The sequence below is a fragment of the Phenylobacterium sp. Root1290 genome (assembly GCF_001425305.1).
Taxonomy (GTDB): Bacteria; Pseudomonadota; Alphaproteobacteria; order Caulobacterales; family Caulobacteraceae; genus Phenylobacterium.
Genome location: NZ_LMEE01000003.1, coordinates 372883 through 387999, shown reverse-complemented (window position 1 = coordinate 387999; position 15117 = coordinate 372883). Strand labels below are relative to the sequence as shown.

General features: G+C 69.9%; 15 protein-coding genes. 7 read left to right on the top strand and 8 right to left on the bottom strand.

The features are described 5' to 3' along the window. Positions 1-24: 24 nt before the first annotated feature. Positions 25-987, bottom strand: coding sequence for an acetyl-CoA carboxylase carboxyltransferase subunit alpha (locus ASC79_RS16445; protein ID WP_056022070.1), 963 nt, complete (start codon positions 985-987; stop codon positions 25-27). 168 nt (positions 988-1155) lie between these two features. Here ASC79_RS16445 and ASC79_RS16440 point away from each other — a divergent pair, with 168 nt between their 5' ends. After that, complete coding sequence (locus tag ASC79_RS16440) at positions 1156-2109, top strand: hypothetical protein (RefSeq protein ID WP_056022073.1); 954 nt, start codon at positions 1156-1158, stop codon at positions 2107-2109. A gap of 26 nt (positions 2110-2135) precedes the next feature. Here the strand turns inward: ASC79_RS16440 and ASC79_RS16435 are convergent, their stop codons facing one another. Both ASC79_RS16435 and ASC79_RS21715 read right to left on the bottom strand, forming a co-directional pair. Continuing rightward, a complete protein-coding gene (locus ASC79_RS16435) occupies positions 2136-3044 on the bottom strand; it encodes a site-specific tyrosine recombinase XerD (protein ID WP_056022076.1) in 909 nt (302 codons plus the stop codon). Then, positions 3041-4351, bottom strand: coding sequence for a hypothetical protein (locus ASC79_RS21715; RefSeq protein ID WP_056022079.1), 1311 nt, complete (start codon positions 4349-4351; stop codon positions 3041-3043). Before ASC79_RS21715 ends, ASC79_RS16435 begins: the two co-directional genes overlap by 4 nt. Positions 4352-4419: 68 nt before the next feature. Between ASC79_RS21715 and ASC79_RS16425 the strand changes: the two genes are divergently transcribed. The 5 genes from ASC79_RS16425 (at position 4420) to ASC79_RS16405 (ending at position 9079) form a co-directional block, all read left to right on the top strand. Further along, positions 4420-4968: a shikimate kinase gene (locus ASC79_RS16425; RefSeq protein WP_056022081.1), complete on the top strand. Its 549-nt coding sequence runs from the start codon at positions 4420-4422 to the stop codon at positions 4966-4968. Beyond that, positions 4965-6077, top strand: coding sequence for a 3-dehydroquinate synthase (gene aroB, locus ASC79_RS16420; RefSeq protein WP_056022084.1), 1113 nt, complete (start codon positions 4965-4967; stop codon positions 6075-6077). The genes ASC79_RS16425 and aroB overlap by 4 nt, the downstream gene beginning before the upstream one ends. A 2-nt stretch (positions 6078-6079) precedes the next feature. Continuing rightward, on the top strand, positions 6080-7363 hold the full coding sequence (locus ASC79_RS16415) for an HlyC/CorC family transporter (RefSeq protein WP_056023625.1): 1284 nt from the start codon (positions 6080-6082) through the stop codon (positions 7361-7363). Between the two features lie 91 nt (positions 7364-7454). Further along, positions 7455-8705 (top strand): sensor histidine kinase, encoded by a 1251-nt coding sequence (locus tag ASC79_RS16410; protein ID WP_056022087.1) that lies wholly within the window; start codon positions 7455-7457, stop codon positions 8703-8705. Positions 8706-8710: 5 nt separating this feature from the next. Continuing rightward, positions 8711-9079, top strand: coding sequence for a response regulator (locus tag ASC79_RS16405; protein ID WP_200937230.1), 369 nt, complete (start codon positions 8711-8713; stop codon positions 9077-9079). A 157-nt stretch (positions 9080-9236) separates the two neighbouring features. Here ASC79_RS16405 and ASC79_RS16400 read toward each other — a convergent pair whose 3' ends face one another. From ASC79_RS16400 to ASC79_RS16385, 4 genes are all read right to left on the bottom strand, one after another. Continuing rightward, positions 9237-11501, bottom strand: coding sequence for a xanthine dehydrogenase family protein molybdopterin-binding subunit (locus tag ASC79_RS16400; RefSeq protein ID WP_056022093.1), 2265 nt, complete (start codon positions 11499-11501; stop codon positions 9237-9239). Next, positions 11498-12445, bottom strand: coding sequence for a xanthine dehydrogenase family protein subunit M (locus ASC79_RS16395; RefSeq protein ID WP_056022096.1), 948 nt, complete (start codon positions 12443-12445; stop codon positions 11498-11500). The genes ASC79_RS16400 and ASC79_RS16395 overlap by 4 nt, the downstream gene beginning before the upstream one ends. Then, positions 12442-12948: a 2Fe-2S iron-sulfur cluster-binding protein gene (locus ASC79_RS16390; protein WP_082532173.1), complete on the bottom strand. Its 507-nt coding sequence runs from the start codon at positions 12946-12948 to the stop codon at positions 12442-12444. The genes ASC79_RS16395 and ASC79_RS16390 overlap by 4 nt, the downstream gene beginning before the upstream one ends. A 94-nt stretch (positions 12949-13042) precedes the next feature. Beyond that, positions 13043-13318, bottom strand: coding sequence for a BolA family transcriptional regulator (locus ASC79_RS16385; protein WP_056022102.1), 276 nt, complete (start codon positions 13316-13318; stop codon positions 13043-13045). Positions 13319-13370: 52 nt separating this feature from the next. Between ASC79_RS16385 and ASC79_RS16380 the strand changes: the two genes are divergently transcribed. After that, positions 13371-14021, top strand: coding sequence for a DnaJ domain-containing protein (locus ASC79_RS16380; RefSeq protein WP_056022106.1), 651 nt, complete (start codon positions 13371-13373; stop codon positions 14019-14021). Positions 14022-14060: 39 nt separating this feature from the next. Here the strand turns inward: ASC79_RS16380 and ASC79_RS16375 are convergent, their stop codons facing one another. Further along, complete coding sequence (locus tag ASC79_RS16375) at positions 14061-15044, bottom strand: hypothetical protein (RefSeq protein WP_056022109.1); 984 nt, start codon at positions 15042-15044, stop codon at positions 14061-14063. Positions 15045-15117 lie beyond the last annotated feature (73 nt).

Genomic DNA, 15117 nt, shown 5'->3' with positions numbered 1-15117 from the left:
AGGCAAGCCGTTTAGCGCTGGAGCTTACTGCAGGCCGCTGCGGCCGATGGCGTAGAAGCGGTCGGCGCGCTGCTTCTTGAGCTGCTCGGTGGTCATGTCGGCGATCTGCGCCAGCTCGTCGGCGATCACGTCGCCGACCGCGGCGACCATCGCCTCCTTGTCAGAGTGAGCGCCGCCCGGCGGCTCCGGAATGATCCGGTCGACAATCTTCATGCCGATCAGGTCCTGGGCGGTGATCTTCATCGCCTTGGCCGCTTCCTCGGCCGTGCGCGCGCCGCGCCACAGGATCGAGTTGGCGCCTTCCGGCGGGATCACCGAATAGATCGCGTGCTCCAGGATCAGCACCCGGTTGCCGCAGGCGATGCCCAGCGCCCCGCCCGAGCCGCCCTCGCCGGTGACGATGGCGATCATCGGCACTTCCAGCATCAGGCTCTTTTCGGTCGAGCGGGCGATGGCCTCGGCCACGCCGCGTTCTTCCGAGCCCACGCCCGGATAGGCGGCCGGGGTGTCGACGAAGCTGATGACCGGCAGATTGAAGCGCTCGGCCAGCTCCATCAGGCGGATGGCCTTGCGGTAGCCCTCGGGGCGCGCATAGCCGAAATTGTGTTTCACGCGGCTGACGGTGTCGCGGCCCTTCTCGTGGCCGATCACCACCACCGGCTGGCCGCGGAACCGGCCCAGGCCGCCGATCAGCGCCTGGTCGTCGGCGAACTTGCGGTCGCCGCGCAGCTCGACGAACTCGTCGATCAGGCCGCTCACATAGTCGATGAAGTGCGGGCGGTCGGGATGGCGGGCGACCTGGGTCTTCTGCCAGGCGTCCAGCTTGGAATAGGCTTGGCGGCGAACTTCCTGGGCGCGGGCGCGCAGCGCCTCGATCTCGGCGTCCAGGGTTCCAGAGCCGGTCGTCTCCGACAGCTTGGACAATTCCTCGATCTTCGCTTCGAGGTCGGCGATCGGACGCTCGAACTCGAGATAGTGCGCGGCCATACGAGGAATCTTCCCTTTCCGTTTGCGGAAGCGGCGGAAACTAGGCCCGAAGCGCGCGCCTCACAACCCCGAGGAACAGCCATAGCGCCCCGCACGTCAAGCCGCCGCCCGGCGCCGACTGCAACTGCTGCGGCCCGCTCACGTTTTGTTGCGGTCCAGGAGTCGCCCATGCAAGCCACCAAAGCCGTCATCGCCGCCGCCGCCGTCATCGCGGCCGCCGCCACGCCCGCCCTCGCCCAGTATCAGGGCCCTTATCAGGGCCAGTACCAGGGTCAGTACCAAGGCCAGTACGAGAGCCAGTATCCGTCCCCCGCGCCGAACCCGTACTCCGACCCGCGACCGACGCCGCAATACCAGTATGACCAGAACCGCTATCAGGCCGACCGCGCCGCCTACGAACAGTCCCGCCAGGACTACGAGGCCGCTCGCGCCCGCTGGGAACGCTCGCGCGAGCAGTACGACCGCCAGTACGGCTATGGCTCGTACGCCCGCAACTACGGCCCGGCCCCAACCTGGTCGGAGCCCAGCTATCAGCCCGCGACCGGTGCGCCAGGCTCCAGCCAGAGCCGGTTCGACTACGAACAGCGGCTGGCCGCCTATGACCGCGCGCGCACCGACTACGACCGTCGTTGGGGAACCGGCGCCTATCAGCGCGCCTATGGCCCGCCGCCGGTGTGGAGCGCCGACACTTACGCCCAGGACGCCTCGACCTCCACCAGCTACATCAGCAACGATCCGTCCTGCACCAACAGCAAGACCAACCGCTCGATCGGCGGCGCCGTCATCGGCGCCCTGCTCGGCAGCGCGCTCGGCTCCAATGTCGCCGGCAGCGGCGTGCGGACCGAAGGCGCGGTGCTGGGCGCCCTGGTCGGCGGCGGTATCGGCCTCGGCGTCGGCCGCGCCTCGGCCAAGTGCGACGAGCGCGGCTACTATTACAGCTACGACCAGACCATCCCGTACCGCGAGAGCGACTTCGACCGCGGCCGGCAGTCGGGCCAGTACGCCTATGGCGACTACGACCGCATGCAGTGCCGCCTGGCCCCGGCCCAGGTCTCGGGCAGCGAGCAGCGCTATGTCCGCGTCTGTCCCGACGGCACGGGCAGGTACCGGATCACGGGGTGAGGCGCGGCGAACTCTGAGAGCGCCGCCTACTTCTTCGCCAGGGGGTGCTTGGTCTCCACCACCTCGCGAAGGCGATCGCCCGCGACGTGGGTGTAGATCTGCGTCGTGGCGATGTCGGCGTGGCCCAGCAGCTTCTGCACCACGCGCAGGTCGGCCCCACCCTCCAGCAGGTGGGTCGCGAACGCATGGCGCAGCACGTGCGGGCTGACGCGGGCAGGATCGATCCCGGCGTCGGCCGCCGCCTCGTCCAGCAATTGCGCGAACCGCCGCGGGGTCAGGCGCCCGGCCTTGCTGCGTGACGGAAACAGCCAGGGATTCGCCGCGTCGCCCTTGGGCAGGAAGCCTTTGCGGACCTCCAGATAGGCCTTCACCGCCGCACGGGCGGCGTCGTTCAGCGGCGCCAGCCGCTCCTTGCCGCCCTTGCCCTTGACGATCAGATAGGCAGGGTCGCGCGCCAGCACCGACAGCGGCAGCGCGGTCAGCTCGGAGATCCGCAAACCCGAGGCGTAGGCCAGCTCGACCATGCAGGCCAGCCGCAGACCCTGCGCCCCGTCACGCCCCCCGGCCGCGGCGATGATCGCGTCCATCTCGGCCCGGCTCAGCACCTTGGGCAGCGGCCGCCCCTTCTTGGGCGCGTCCACCCGCCGCGAGGGATCATCCGCCCGCCAGCCCTCGCCCAGCACGAAACGGTAGAACTGCCGCACCGCCGAGCGCCGCCGCGCCGCCGTCGCCGGCGACAGGCCCCGATCGCTCAGGGCCGCGAAATAGGCCTCGACCTGCGTCGCCCCGGCGGTGCTGAGATCGACGCCGCGACCTTTCAGGAACGCCTGCGCGTCGGCCAGGTCCTTGCCATAGGCGGTCAGGGTGTTCCTGGCGCTGGCGCGTTCTCCCGCCATCATCTCCAGGAAAGCCTCGATCCAGCCGGCGCCGCTCATCTCTGCGCCAGCAGTCCTTCGACCGCGAAGGCGCGCGCGTCCGGCTCCAGCCCGGCGAGCCGCAGCGCCCGCACGATCCGCGCCCGGTCACCGATCGGCGGGCCGGCCGCACCGGCGTCGGCGCTGATCCAGAGCGCCAGCAAAGCGGTCTCGCCCATCAGCCTGGCTTCGCCGGCCAGGTCCAGAGCCAGGCCCCGCGCCACCGTCGCCTTGCCAGGTTCGGCCGCCGCGAACTTCGCGAACTCGCCCCGCGCCTGCGGTCCCATCGGCGCGCCCAGCGCCGCCAGCAGGATCGCCGCGTTCTGCATCTTGCCGCGCGCCTTGGCGTCCGAAACCGCGCCGCGTTCGACCAGCCGGTCCAGGGTCGGGCCGTCGGGCTTGCCGCTCGCCGCCGCGATCAACGCGTCCAGCAGCGCCAGGTCGTTGACCGGCGTCGCATCTGCGGTCAGTCCGGCCCGCAGCGCCTGCGCGCCGGCCAGGTCGCCGGCGGCCACCGCCGCCATCGCCGCCTTCAGCGGACCCGGCCCGTTTTCGATGTTCCAGACGGCGACGCCGGGCTCGGCGCTCGCCAGCGCGGCGGCCACCGCCGGCGCCGGCGTCGCGGCCGCCAGATCGAGGCCAAGGCTCCGCGACAGCGCATAGTCCAGGCCGTTCCGCAGCGAGGCCGCGCCAGGGCTTCCGGCGCCCGCCAGCTTGACCCCCATCAGCCGGCCGTAGGTCGCGTCGCGCGCCACGCCCTGCGCCAGGTCGAAGGTCAGTTGGGCCGCTGCGGCCTGGCCCTCGCGCGCCTGGCAATAGGCCCGCAGCCGCAGCCAGTAAATCTCTTCGCGTCCAGTCGGCAGCCGCGCGGCGATCGCGCAGGCGCGCTCATCTTCGCCCGCCAGCAGCGCCGCCTCCGCGCCGGCCTGGGCCAGGGCCGGGCTCTGCTCCAGTCCAGAGGTCCGCGACAGGATCACCCCGGCGTCCTTCACCGCCCCCTGGGCGATCAGGGCGGCGATCCGCGCGCCGGCCAGGTCGCGATCCTGGCCCGCGCCCTGCGGACCGTCCGCGCCGGTGGCCAGCACCCGCCGGGCCAGGGCGCCCGCGGCCGGGGACAAAGGCTTGGCCGCCAGCAGCGGCAATACGGTGCGCGCTGTCTCCACCGAGGCCCCGCGCCACAGATCGGGCGGCAGGCCCGTGTCTCGCCCGGCGTTGGCGAAGTAGTCGGGCGCCGCCAGCGGCGTCACTTCCACGGCCGGCTGCGCAAGGGCGGGAACGGCGCCGATCAGGAAAGCGCCTAGCGTCAGGACGGTAAGCTTACGGCTCATCGGTGCCAGCTTTGCAGTACGGTCAACTTGGCGTCGAGGCACATGCTCGTGTAAGACCCTCCCCGTTCATGGACCGTTACACACCGCTGCGCGCCCGCACCATCACCCTTGTGGGCCTGATGGGGGTTGGCAAATCAAGCGTCGGCCGCCGCCTCGCCAACGCACTTGAACTCCCGTTCAAGGACGCTGATGTCGAGATCGAGGCCGCCGCCGGCCGGTCTATTCCCGATATCTTCGCCGAGATGGGCGAACCGGCCTTCCGCGAAGGCGAGCGCCGCGTGATCACCCGGTTGCTGGAAGATCCGCCCCACGTCCTCGCCACCGGCGGCGGCGCCTTCATGAACGACGAGACCCGCAAGCTCATCAAGGAGCGCTCGATCTCGGTCTGGCTGAAGGCCGACCTGGAGGTGCTGGTGCGGCGCGTCGGGCGCAAGGACAGCCGCCCGCTGCTCTCTGGCAAGGACCCGCTCCAAGTCCTGACCGAGCTCGCCGAAAAGCGTTACCCCGTCTACGCCGAGGCCGACGTCACCGTCGAAACCGGCGACACCGCCCACCACGTCGCCGTCGAACAGGTGATCCGGGCCCTGACCAGCTACCTCGAGGAACAAGCCAAATGAGCCGCACCGTCCGCGTTGGCCTCGGCGATCGGGCCTACGACGTCGTGGTCGGAGGGGATCTGCTGGACCAGGCCGGCGTGCACCTGGCTCCGTTCCTGAAGCAGGGCCGCACGGCGATCGTCAGCGACGAGACGGTCTGGGCCCTGCATGGCGAGCGGCTGACCAAGGCGCTCGCGGCGGCCGGCATCTCGTCCCAGGCGATCGTCGTCCCGGCCGGCGAGCCCTCCAAGAGCTGGGAGGTCCTGGCCGAGGTCAGCGACCGCCTGCTGGCGCTTGAACTGGACCGCGGCGACCTGATCGTGGCCTTCGGCGGCGGCGTGGTCGGCGACCTCGCGGGCTTTGCGGCCGCCATCTACAAGCGCGGCATCGACTTCGTTCAGATCCCCACCACCCTGCTGGCCCAGGTCGACTCGTCCGTCGGCGGCAAGACCGCCATCGACACTCCGCGCGGCAAGAACCTGATCGGCGCCTTCCACCAGCCGCGCCTGGTGCTGGCCGACCTCGACCTGCTCGCCACCCTGCCCGACCGCGAGATGCGCGCCGGCTACGCCGAGGTCATCAAGTACGGCCTGCTCGGCGACTTTGCGTTCTTCGAGTGGCTGGAGGCCAACGCCGCCGCCGTGCTCGCCCGCGATCCCAACGCCCTGGCCTACGCCGTCGCACGCTCGGTCGAGATGAAGGCCGAGATCGTCGCCGAGGACGAGAAGGAAGCCGGCCGCCGCGCCCTGCTCAATCTTGGCCACACCTTCGGCCACGCGCTGGAGGCCGAGACCGGTTACGGCGAGGCCCTGCTGCATGGCGAGGCCGTCGCCGCCGGCAGCGCCATCGCCTTCCGCTTCTCCGCCGCCCAGGGGCTCTGCGCCAGCCAGGACGCCCAGCGCGCCGAGGCCGCCATCGCCGCCGCCGGCCTGCCGACCCGCCTCGACCAGGTCGGCTCAGGCGCGTTCGACGCGCGCAAGCTCGTGCGCCACATGGCCCAGGACAAGAAGGCCGAGGGCGGCAAGCTGACCTTCATTCTCGCCCGCGCCCTGGGCGACGCCTTCGTGGCCAAGAACGTCGACGGGCAGGCCGTCCGCGACTTCCTGGTCGCCGACGGTGCGCTGCCGTGACGATCATCGCCATCCTCGCGGGCCTGGCGCCCGCGCTGGTCGTCCTGCTCTCGCTCTCTGGCCTGATCTCCGCCGCCGAAACCTCGATGACCGCCGCCAGCCGCGCGCGGATGCATCAGCTTGAGCGCGAAGGCGATCGCGCCGCCAAGCGCATCAACCGCATGATGACCGATCAGGAGAAGATGATCGGGGCCATCCTGCTCTCGAACAACGTCATCAACATCGGGGCCTCGGCCCTGACGACGGTGGCGCTGTCGACGGCCTTCCCCGGTCCGGTCGGCGCCCTGATCGCCACCGCGCTGATGACCGTCCTGATCGTCATCTTCAGCGAGATCCTGCCCAAGACCCTGGCCATCGCCCGCGCCGACGACGTCGCCCGCGCCCTGTCGATCCCGACCTACTGGGTGGTGCGGATCTTCGGGCCGCTGGCCAACGCCGCCCAGTGGATCGTGCGCCTGACCCTGCGCCCGTTCGGCATCAAGCTGTCGATGGAGACCGACGTCCTGGCCGCCCACGAAGAGATCCGCGGCGCGGTCGAGTACCATCACTCCGAGGGCCTGGTGGCCTCCAGCGACCGCCACATGCTGGGCGGCGTGCTGGACCTGTCGGAAATGGACGTCACCCAGGTCATGGTCCATCGCCGCTCGATCTCGATGATCGACGCCGCCCTGGGTCCCAAGGACCTGCTCGCCGAGCTTCTGGAGACTGGGCACAGCCGCGTGCCGCTCTACCGCGACGATCCGGAGAACATCGTCGGCGTGCTCCACGCCAAGGACGTGCTGGCGGCGATGGCGGCCAGCGGCGGCAAGCTGGAGGCGATCGACATCCCGGCCCTGGCCCGAGAGCCCTGGTTCATTCCCGAGACCACGTCCCTCAACAGCCAGCTGAGCGCGTTCCTGAAACGCCAGAGCCACTTCGCCCTGGTGGTCGACGAATATGGGGCGCTGCAAGGCCTGATCACCCTGGAAGACATCCTCGAGGAGATCGTCGGCGAGATCGAGGACGAGCACGACAGCGCCCTCGAAGGCGTGCGCCGCCAGACCGACGGCTCCGTCGTCGTCGACGGCTGGGTCGCCATCCGCGACCTCAACCGCGCGCTCGATTGGGATCTGCCCGACGATGACGCCGTCACCGTCGCCGGCCTGGTCATCCACGAAGCCCAGACCATTCCCAAGGTCGGCCAGACCTGGACCTTCTACGGCCACCGCTTCCAGGTCGTCCGCCGCGAGCGCAACCAGATCACCGTTCTGAAGATCTCGCCGCCGAAGGAACGCGAAGAAGACTAGCCCCATGGGCGTAGCCTCTTGACCAAGCTGGTAAAACAACCTTGGTTTGCGTCAGACCTCCGCACCGTTGGGGCGCCGTGCAGTCGTGAGCATGACGAACACCACTACCGCCGAGATAGCGGCGCTTGAGGCGAGCCTTGCGGCCGCCCGCGCCGCGCTGGCCGAAGAAACCGTCCGCGCGGACGCCCTCAATCGCATCGCCGCCTCCATCGGCGCCGGCGGCGATCTGGAGCAGGTGGTGCAGACCGTCGTCGACGGCGGGGTCGAACTGACGGGCGCCGCGTTCGGCGCGTTCTTCTACACGGCCTTCGACGACAACGGCGACACGCTGACCCTCTACAGCCTGTCAGGCGCGCCGCGGTCGGCCTTCGACCACTTCCCGATGGTGCGCAAGACGGCGATCTTCGCCCCGACCTTCAACGGCGAAGGCATCCTGCGTTCGGACGACATCACCGCCGACCCCCGCTATGGGCGCAGCGCCCCCTTCCACGGCATGCCCCGCGGCCACCTGCCGGTGCGCAGCTATCTGGGGGTGCCGGTGATCTCCCGGTCCGGCGAGGTGCTGGGCGCCCTGCTGTTCGGCCACCCCGAGGCCGGGCGCTTCTCCGAGCGGCTGGAGCATCTGATGGCCGGCATCGGCGCCCAGGCCGCAGTCGCCATCGACAATGTGCGCCTGCACCAGTCGGCCCGCGCCGAGGTCAGGGAACGCAGCCTGGCCGAGGAGCGCCAGCGCCTGCTGCTGAACGAGCTTAATCATAGGGTCAAAAACACCCTGGCCTCAGTACAATCCATCGCCCGCCAGAGCCTGCTGAACGCCAAGGATATCGAGACCTACCACAAGGCGTTCGAAGCCCGGCTGATGGCCCTGTCACAGACCCATAACCTGCTCACCGCCCAGAACTGGGAAGGCGCCAGCCTGCTCGACATCCTGGCGGCCGAGCTGCGACCGCACGGCGGCGGGCGCGAGGGCGGCGGGGCCCGTTTCACGGTGCACGGCGATCAGGACGTGCGCCTGCGCCCCAAGGCGGCGGTGGCGCTGGGCATGGCGATCCACGAGTTGGCGACCAACGCACTCAAATACGGCGCACTCTCCACGCCCAACGGCCACGTCGCGCTGCGGCTGGGCCTGCAGGACCAGCAGCCCGACCGGCGCCTGGTGATCGAATGGACCGAGTCCGGCGGCCCCGAGGTGGTCAAACCCGACCGCCGCGGCTTCGGCAGCCGGCTGCTGGAACGCGGCCTGGCGGGAGAACTCGCTGGCCGCGTTCGACTGGACTATCATCCGACGGGATTGTCCTGTCGCATGGAACTCCCCCTACAGGTCTTGGAGCCCACGGAATGACCGGACTGAACGCGCTGGCCGGCCTGCGGGTGCTGGTGGTGGAAGACGAGATGATGGTCTCGATGCTCATCGAGGACATGCTCGAGGACCTCGGCTGCAAGGTCGTCGGCCCCGCTTCGCGCCTGGACGAGGCCATCGAGCTCGCCAACAGCGTCGAGCTCGACTGCGCGGTGCTCGACGTCAATCTCGGCGGCCAGCCGATCTTCCCGCTCGCCGATCTGCTCCGTGAGCGCGGCGCCCCCTTCGCCTTCGCCACCGGCTATGGCGACGCTGGCCTGCGCGACGCCGACAAGGGCTCGCCGGTCCTGCAAAAGCCCTTCCGCGAAGGCGACCTCGCCCGCATCCTCGGCGAACTGCTGCCGCGGGTCGGTTAGAACCAACAGCTGTCATCCCGGTTAGCGCAGCAAGACCGGGACCCATGAACACCAGATTTCGCAAGCTGTAGCGCGGCCCCGCCAAACTCGGCTGCTACCCGCGCGAAGGGATCCCGGACAGCCGCTCCGCGACTTCCGGGATGACACTTTCAGTCCTCTACAGCCCCTTCGCCATCAGCCCGGCCAGCACCTTGTCCGGGGTCATCGGATAGTCGCGCAGCCGCACGCCGGTGGCGTTGTAGATGGCGTTGGCGATCGCAGCCCCGGCTCCGGCGATGCCCAGCTCGCCGACGCCCTTGATGCCCATCGGGTTGGCCTTGTCGTCGGCCTCATCCAGGAACATCGCGTCCAGGTCGACGATGTCGGCGTGCACCGGGGCCAGGTACTCGGCCATGTCCTGGGCGACGAACGAGCCGAAGCGCGGATCGACGGCGTTGGACTCGGTCAGCGCCGTGCCGACGCCCCAGATCATCCCGCCGGTGATCTGGCTCTTGGCGGTCTTGGCGTTGAGGATCCGCCCGGCCGCGAATACGCCGAACATCTTCCGCATACGGACCTCGCCGGTCACCATGTTCACCCCCACCTCGGCGAAGTGGGCGCCGTAGGTGTGCTGGGAATAGTCGCGCGCGTCGGCCGCCGGGGCGATCGAACCCTCGACATAGACGCCGTCGGGCGCGGCGCGGGCCACCAGCGCGGCCAGCGTCTCGCTGCGGTTCTCGATGGCGATGACGCCGTTCTCGAAGGTCACGTACTCGGCCGGCCCGCCATAGAGCGGCGAGTTCGGATCGCCCACCGCCAGCTCGGTCAGCGCCCGACGCAGGTTCATCCCGGCCTCGAACGCGGCCGATCCGGCCGTCGCCGCCCCGAACTGCCCGCCCGAGCCCGGCGCCGGCGGGAAGTCGGAATCGCCGATCTCCACCTTCACCTGGCTTAGCGGCACGCCCATCGTCTCGGCCGTGATCTGGGCCAGGATCGTATAGGTGCCGGTGCCGATGTCGGTCATGCCCTGGCGCAGGGTGATGGTCCCGTCGGCGTCGATCCGCACCCCCGCCTTGGCCGGCAGCAGGAAGTTGCCGCGGATCGCCGCGGCCATGCCCATGCCGACCATCCAGCGCCCGTCGCGGACCTGGCCCGGGACCGGATTGCGCCGCTCCCAGCCGAACCGTTGCGCGCCCTCGGTCATGCAGCGCACCAGTTGGCGGATCGAGAACGGCTTGCCGGTCTCCGGATCGATGTCGGGCTCGTTGCGGATGCGCAGCTCGATGGGGTCCAGGCCCAGCTTCTCGGCCAGCTCGTCCATCGCGCATTCCAGGCTCAGCATGCCCGGCGCCTCGCCGGGGGCGCGCATGGGACCTGCGTGCGGCAGGTCCATCCGCACCAGGCGGTGCCCGGTCAGCCGGTTGGGCGCCGCATAGAGATTGCGCGAGAAGTTGGCCGCGTGCTCGGTGAAGGTCGCCGCCCGTGCGCAGTGCGTGACCGCCTCGACCGCGAACGCCGTCAGCCGGCCGTTCGGCTCGGCGCCCAGCCGCACGCGCATGCTCACCGCCGGACGGTGGATGGTGCCGTGGAACATCTGCTGGCGGGTGTAGGCGACCTTGACCGGCCGCCCCAGCGCCCGCGCGGCCAGCGCCGACAGGATCAGGTCGTCATAGGGCTGACCCTTCCCGCCGAACCCGCCGCCGATGTAACGGGTCAGCAGGTGGACGTCGGTCGAGGGGATCGCCAGCGTCTCGGCCAGGGCGTGCTGCCCGCCCTTCACCATCTGGATCGAGGTGTGCACCGTGACCTTGTCGCCCTCCCACCACGCGACGGTGGCGCAGGGCTCCATCTGCACGTGGTTCTGCAGCGGACTGAAATAGGTCTCGTCGATGGTCACCGGCGCGGCGCCATAGGCGCCCGGGAAGTCGCCGATATGCACGTCCTCCTCGTCCGGCGGCAGCGTCGCCTGGTCGAAGCTGGCCAGGAAGTCGACCACCGCAGGCTCGGGCGCATACTCGACCTTCACCAGGTCGGCGGCCGCCCGTGCGTTCTCGAAGGTGTCGGCGACCACGAAGGCGATGGTCTGTCCGAAATACTCGACCCGGTCGCTGGCCAGGGCCGGGTTCGAGGCCCTCTGGCTGCGCGGATTGGCCCGCGCGCCCCGCGGCGCCTGCTTGGGCGCATTGAGGTGGCTCCAGACCAGTTGCACGCCGGGCGCGGCCTCGGCGGCGGCGACATCCACCGACGTCACCCGCCCGCGCGGGATCGAGGCGGTCACCAGCACGCCGATCGCCGGCGGCGACGGCGCCACGGTGTCATAGGCGTAGGGCGCGGTTCCGCTGACCTTCAGCGCCCCCTCGTAGCGGTCGACGCCCTTGCCGATCACGCCGCTGCGGTTCTCGGTGACGGGATTGGGCTCGGCCCAGTCGGCAACAGAGGTCATCGGGCGCTCCCGGCGTCTTCGATGGTCGCGGCCGCCAGGCGGCGGACCAGGGCGATCTTGTGGGTCCGGCGGTCGTCGGCGTCGGCGCCCGCCATTTCTGCGGCTGCGGCCTCGGCCGGGCTTGCGCCGGCGGCCAGGGCCGCCTCGGCCTGCGCCGCGCGCCAGGGCTTGTGCGCCACCGCACCGAACGCCACGCGTCCGCCGGCCACGGCCACCATGGCCAGGCCGTGCGCGTACGAAGCCCGGTCGCGCACCTTGGCGTAGGCCTGCCCGCCCAGGGGCGGCGGCGGCAGCACCACCGCGGTGATCAGTTCGCCCGCGGCCAGTTGGGTCTCCACCTGCGGCGTCGCCTCCGGCAACAGGTGCAGGGCCTCGACCTTGATGGTCCGCACGCCGCCGTCGGGGGTCATGGTCTCGACGCTGGCGTCCAGCGCCGTCATCGCCACCGCCATGTCCGAGGTATGGGTGGCGATGCAGGCCTCGCTGGCCCCGAAGATCGCCCCATAGCCGGTCGGTCCGCCCAGCGCGCTGCAGCCCGAGCCGGGCTGGCGCTTATTGCAGGGCTTGGTGGTGTCGTAGAAGTAGTCGCAGCGGGTCCGCTGCAGCAGATTGCCCGCCGTGGTCGCCTTGTTGCGCAACTGCCCTGAGGCGCCCGCCAGGATCGCGCGCGTCAGCACCGGATAGCGCTCGCGCACCTTCGGGTGCGCCGCCAGCCTGGCGTTGGTCATCGCCCCGCCGATCCGCAAACCGCCCTCGTCGGTCTCCTCGATGCCGGCGAACGGCAGCCGCCCGACGTCGACCAGATGGGTCGGCGCCTCGATCTCCAGCTTCATCAGGTCCAGCAGGTTGGTGCCGCCGGCCAGGAACCGCGCGCCGGGATTCTCGGCCACGGCCTTCACCGCCGCCTGGGCGTCGGTCGCCCGCTCGTAGGTGAAGGGCCTCATGCCGGTTCTCCGGCCAGGTCGCGGATCGCCGCCAGGATCTGCGGATAGGCCGAGCAGCGGCAGATGTTCCCGCTCATGCGCTCGCGGATCTCGGCGTCAGTCAGCGAGATCCCGGCCGTCAGGTCGGCGGTCTCCCGGCTCGCCCAGCCGTCCGCCGCTTCCTGCAGCATCCCGACTGTCGAACAGATCTGCCCCGGCGTGCAGTAGCCGCACTGCAGGGCGTCGCGCTCCAGGAAGGCCTGCTGCACCGGATGCAGCGCGCCCGGCTGACCCAGCCCCTCGATCGTCGTCACCTGGTCGCCGTCGTGCATCGCCAGGATCGAAAGGCAGGAGTTGATTCGCACGCCGTTCACCAGCACGGTGCAGGCGCCGCACTGGCCGTGGTCGCAGCCCTTCTTCGAGCCGGTCAAACCCAGATGCTCGCGCAGGGCGTCAAGCAGCGTGGTCCGCGGATCGACGTCCAGCGTCTGCGCCGTCCCATTGACCGTGATCGTTGTCCGCATCGCCACCTCCCCTGATGTGAGCGCTCACATACTTCGTTATTATGCTGGCCCGGATACGAACGTACAAACGCTCGTTCCGGTCCTTGCGTGCTTTCTAGCTGTTTTCGCCGGGCGCGAACGCCTTTAGCGACAAGGCATGAACCGGACCCGCCAGCTCCTCGGCCAAAGCCTTGTAGACCAGCCGCTGGCGCACCACCTTGGACGCTCCGGCGAAGGCCGGGGACTCGATCAGGACGTTGAAATGACTCTCGCCGCCCGGCTTCGCGCCCGAATGGCCCGCGTGCCGGTCGGAGTCGTCTTCGATCTCCAGACGGGTGGGCGAAAACGTCGCGGTGAGTTTGTGTTGGATAGCCTCAAATATGGCGCCCATTGGCTCGATGTTCAATTCTTGAAAGGGACTTTGGGAGCTTCATACTTGGGCCATGGCCGGCGCGTTTCAATACAAGCCTAAGTTCGTCGATATCCGCGTACGCCCCCCCGCTTCGGAGGAGGAGGCGAAACGCAACGACGACGTCTTTGCGCTGAAGCCCGGTGAACGGGCTTGCGACCATCCGGGCTGCCGGGCGGTGGCGACCGCGCGCGCGCCGAAATCCCGCGAGATGCTCAACGAGCACTACTGGTTCTGCCAGCCGCACGCGGCCGAATATAACAAGCAGTGGAACTTCTTCGCCGGCATGAGCGAAGGCGAGATCCGTGAGCGCCAAGCCCAGAGCGCGTCCGGCGACCGTCCGACCTGGCAGTTCAAGGCCAGCAAGTTTTCCCGCGAAGCGGCCTCCGCGGCCCACAACTTCGGCAAGGGCGAGGGCTACACCGACCCGTTCAGCCTGTTCGGCGCCAGTTCGCGGCCGCAGGCCAAGGCCGAGCCGGCCCGCCGACTCGGCAAGCTCGAGCGCAACGCCCTGGCCGACCTAGACCTCGACGAGGACGCCGACGGCCCGACCATCCGCGCCCGCTATATCGAGCTGGTCAAGCGCACCCACCCGGACTCCAACGGCGGCGACCGCTCGGCCGAGAACAAGCTCCAGCGCGTCATCAAGGCCTATCAGCTGCTCAAGAAAGCCAAGATGGCCTAAGCGCCGGGCAGGAGGTTCGCCTCCCGCCCGACGCCGCGATCAGCGGCCGCCCATGCCCTGGATCAGGACCTTGCTCGCCGAACTGGACAGTTCGACAGCCCCGGCGGACCAGCGTTCCGGCTCCGCCCGCATCGTGTAACGGCGCGTGGAGTTGGTCCCGACCCCGCCAAGCACGCCGATGGCGTTCGCCGCGAACTCCGCGGCCTTGTGGCCGCCGGTGGTGCTGTCGTCGAAGGTGCCGAAATCGCCGCCCACCGCCACAGGCTCCGACAGCGTCGCCATCGCGATGCGGCCGCTGGGCGCATAGGCGAACACCTTCGACACTTCCGGGACGATCGCCAGGCCCGCCTTGACCGAGACCGCCGAGCTGTTCCGGAACCAGCCGCCATAGGTCTCGGCATTGGCGAAGTCGACGATGTAGAAGGCGTTGACCACCGCCTGCCCGCTCGAACGCGCATAGCTGGCGCCGCCCATGCTGATGCCGATGGCGCTGCGGTTGCCGGCGAAGCCCGGCGCGCTGATCTGGCCGAGCACCTCTCTCGGCAGCCAGACGCCTCCGATCGCGCTTGGCGAGAACACCTTCGCCTTGGCCCGAGAGTCTCTGGCCAGAATGACGTCGCGCTCCAGCCCGTTCTCCAGCGGCGCGGCGTTGCTGCGTCCGAACGCCTCCACCACCGCCGCTCGGTCGCCAGGCGCGTAGCCGGCTTTGCGCAGCTGGCCCAGGAAGTCCTCGTAGGCCGCGTCCGTGACGCGCTGGAAATCGGCGTCGCTGACGCCCTCCAGGGCGCTGCGGGCCGTGGATCGTCCGCCGAACCCGCCGCCCATCAACCCGCCGCCGGCGCGGGCGGTGTCGGTCCGGTCGGTGAGGAACGCGATGGTGAAGCTGCCCATGGCGACGTTGTTGACCCCCGCCATCGCGGCGGCCTGCTGCGACTTGACGCCCTGCGCCCGCGCGGCGGCCGGAGGCGCCAGCCCCGAGGCGATCAGCCCGAGCGAAATCCTGCGCCGATTGAGTTGAACCATGCCAGCCGTCCCCCTGAAGCGCGGCCGATCGAAAGCCGCACCATGACGACTAGGCGCAACCCTCCGTGGCGCC

Coding starts and splice junctions, on each gene's coding strand:
- ASC79_RS16390 (WP_082532173.1), bottom strand. CDS start 12,948: ATGCGGACAACGATCACGGTCAATGGGACGGCGCAGACGCTGGACGTC.
- ASC79_RS16445 (WP_056022070.1), bottom strand. CDS start 987: ATGGCCGCGCACTATCTCGAGTTCGAGCGTCCGATCGCCGACCTCGAA.
- ASC79_RS16425 (WP_056022081.1), top strand. CDS start 4,420: ATGGACCGTTACACACCGCTGCGCGCCCGCACCATCACCCTTGTGGGC.
- ASC79_RS16380 (WP_056022106.1), top strand. CDS start 13,371: ATGGCCGGCGCGTTTCAATACAAGCCTAAGTTCGTCGATATCCGCGTA.
- ASC79_RS16440 (WP_056022073.1), top strand. CDS start 1,156: ATGCAAGCCACCAAAGCCGTCATCGCCGCCGCCGCCGTCATCGCGGCC.
- aroB (WP_056022084.1), top strand. CDS start 4,965: ATGAGCCGCACCGTCCGCGTTGGCCTCGGCGATCGGGCCTACGACGTC.
- ASC79_RS16395 (WP_056022096.1), bottom strand. CDS start 12,445: ATGAGGCCCTTCACCTACGAGCGGGCGACCGACGCCCAGGCGGCGGTG.
- ASC79_RS16400 (WP_056022093.1), bottom strand. CDS start 11,501: ATGACCTCTGTTGCCGACTGGGCCGAGCCCAATCCCGTCACCGAGAAC.
- ASC79_RS16435 (WP_056022076.1), bottom strand. CDS start 3,044: ATGAGCGGCGCCGGCTGGATCGAGGCTTTCCTGGAGATGATGGCGGGA.
- ASC79_RS16410 (WP_056022087.1), top strand. CDS start 7,455: ATGACGAACACCACTACCGCCGAGATAGCGGCGCTTGAGGCGAGCCTT.
- ASC79_RS21715 (WP_056022079.1), bottom strand. CDS start 4,351: ATGAGCCGTAAGCTTACCGTCCTGACGCTAGGCGCTTTCCTGATCGGC.
- ASC79_RS16375 (WP_056022109.1), bottom strand. CDS start 15,044: ATGGTTCAACTCAATCGGCGCAGGATTTCGCTCGGGCTGATCGCCTCG.
- ASC79_RS16385 (WP_056022102.1), bottom strand. CDS start 13,318: ATGGGCGCCATATTTGAGGCTATCCAACACAAACTCACCGCGACGTTT.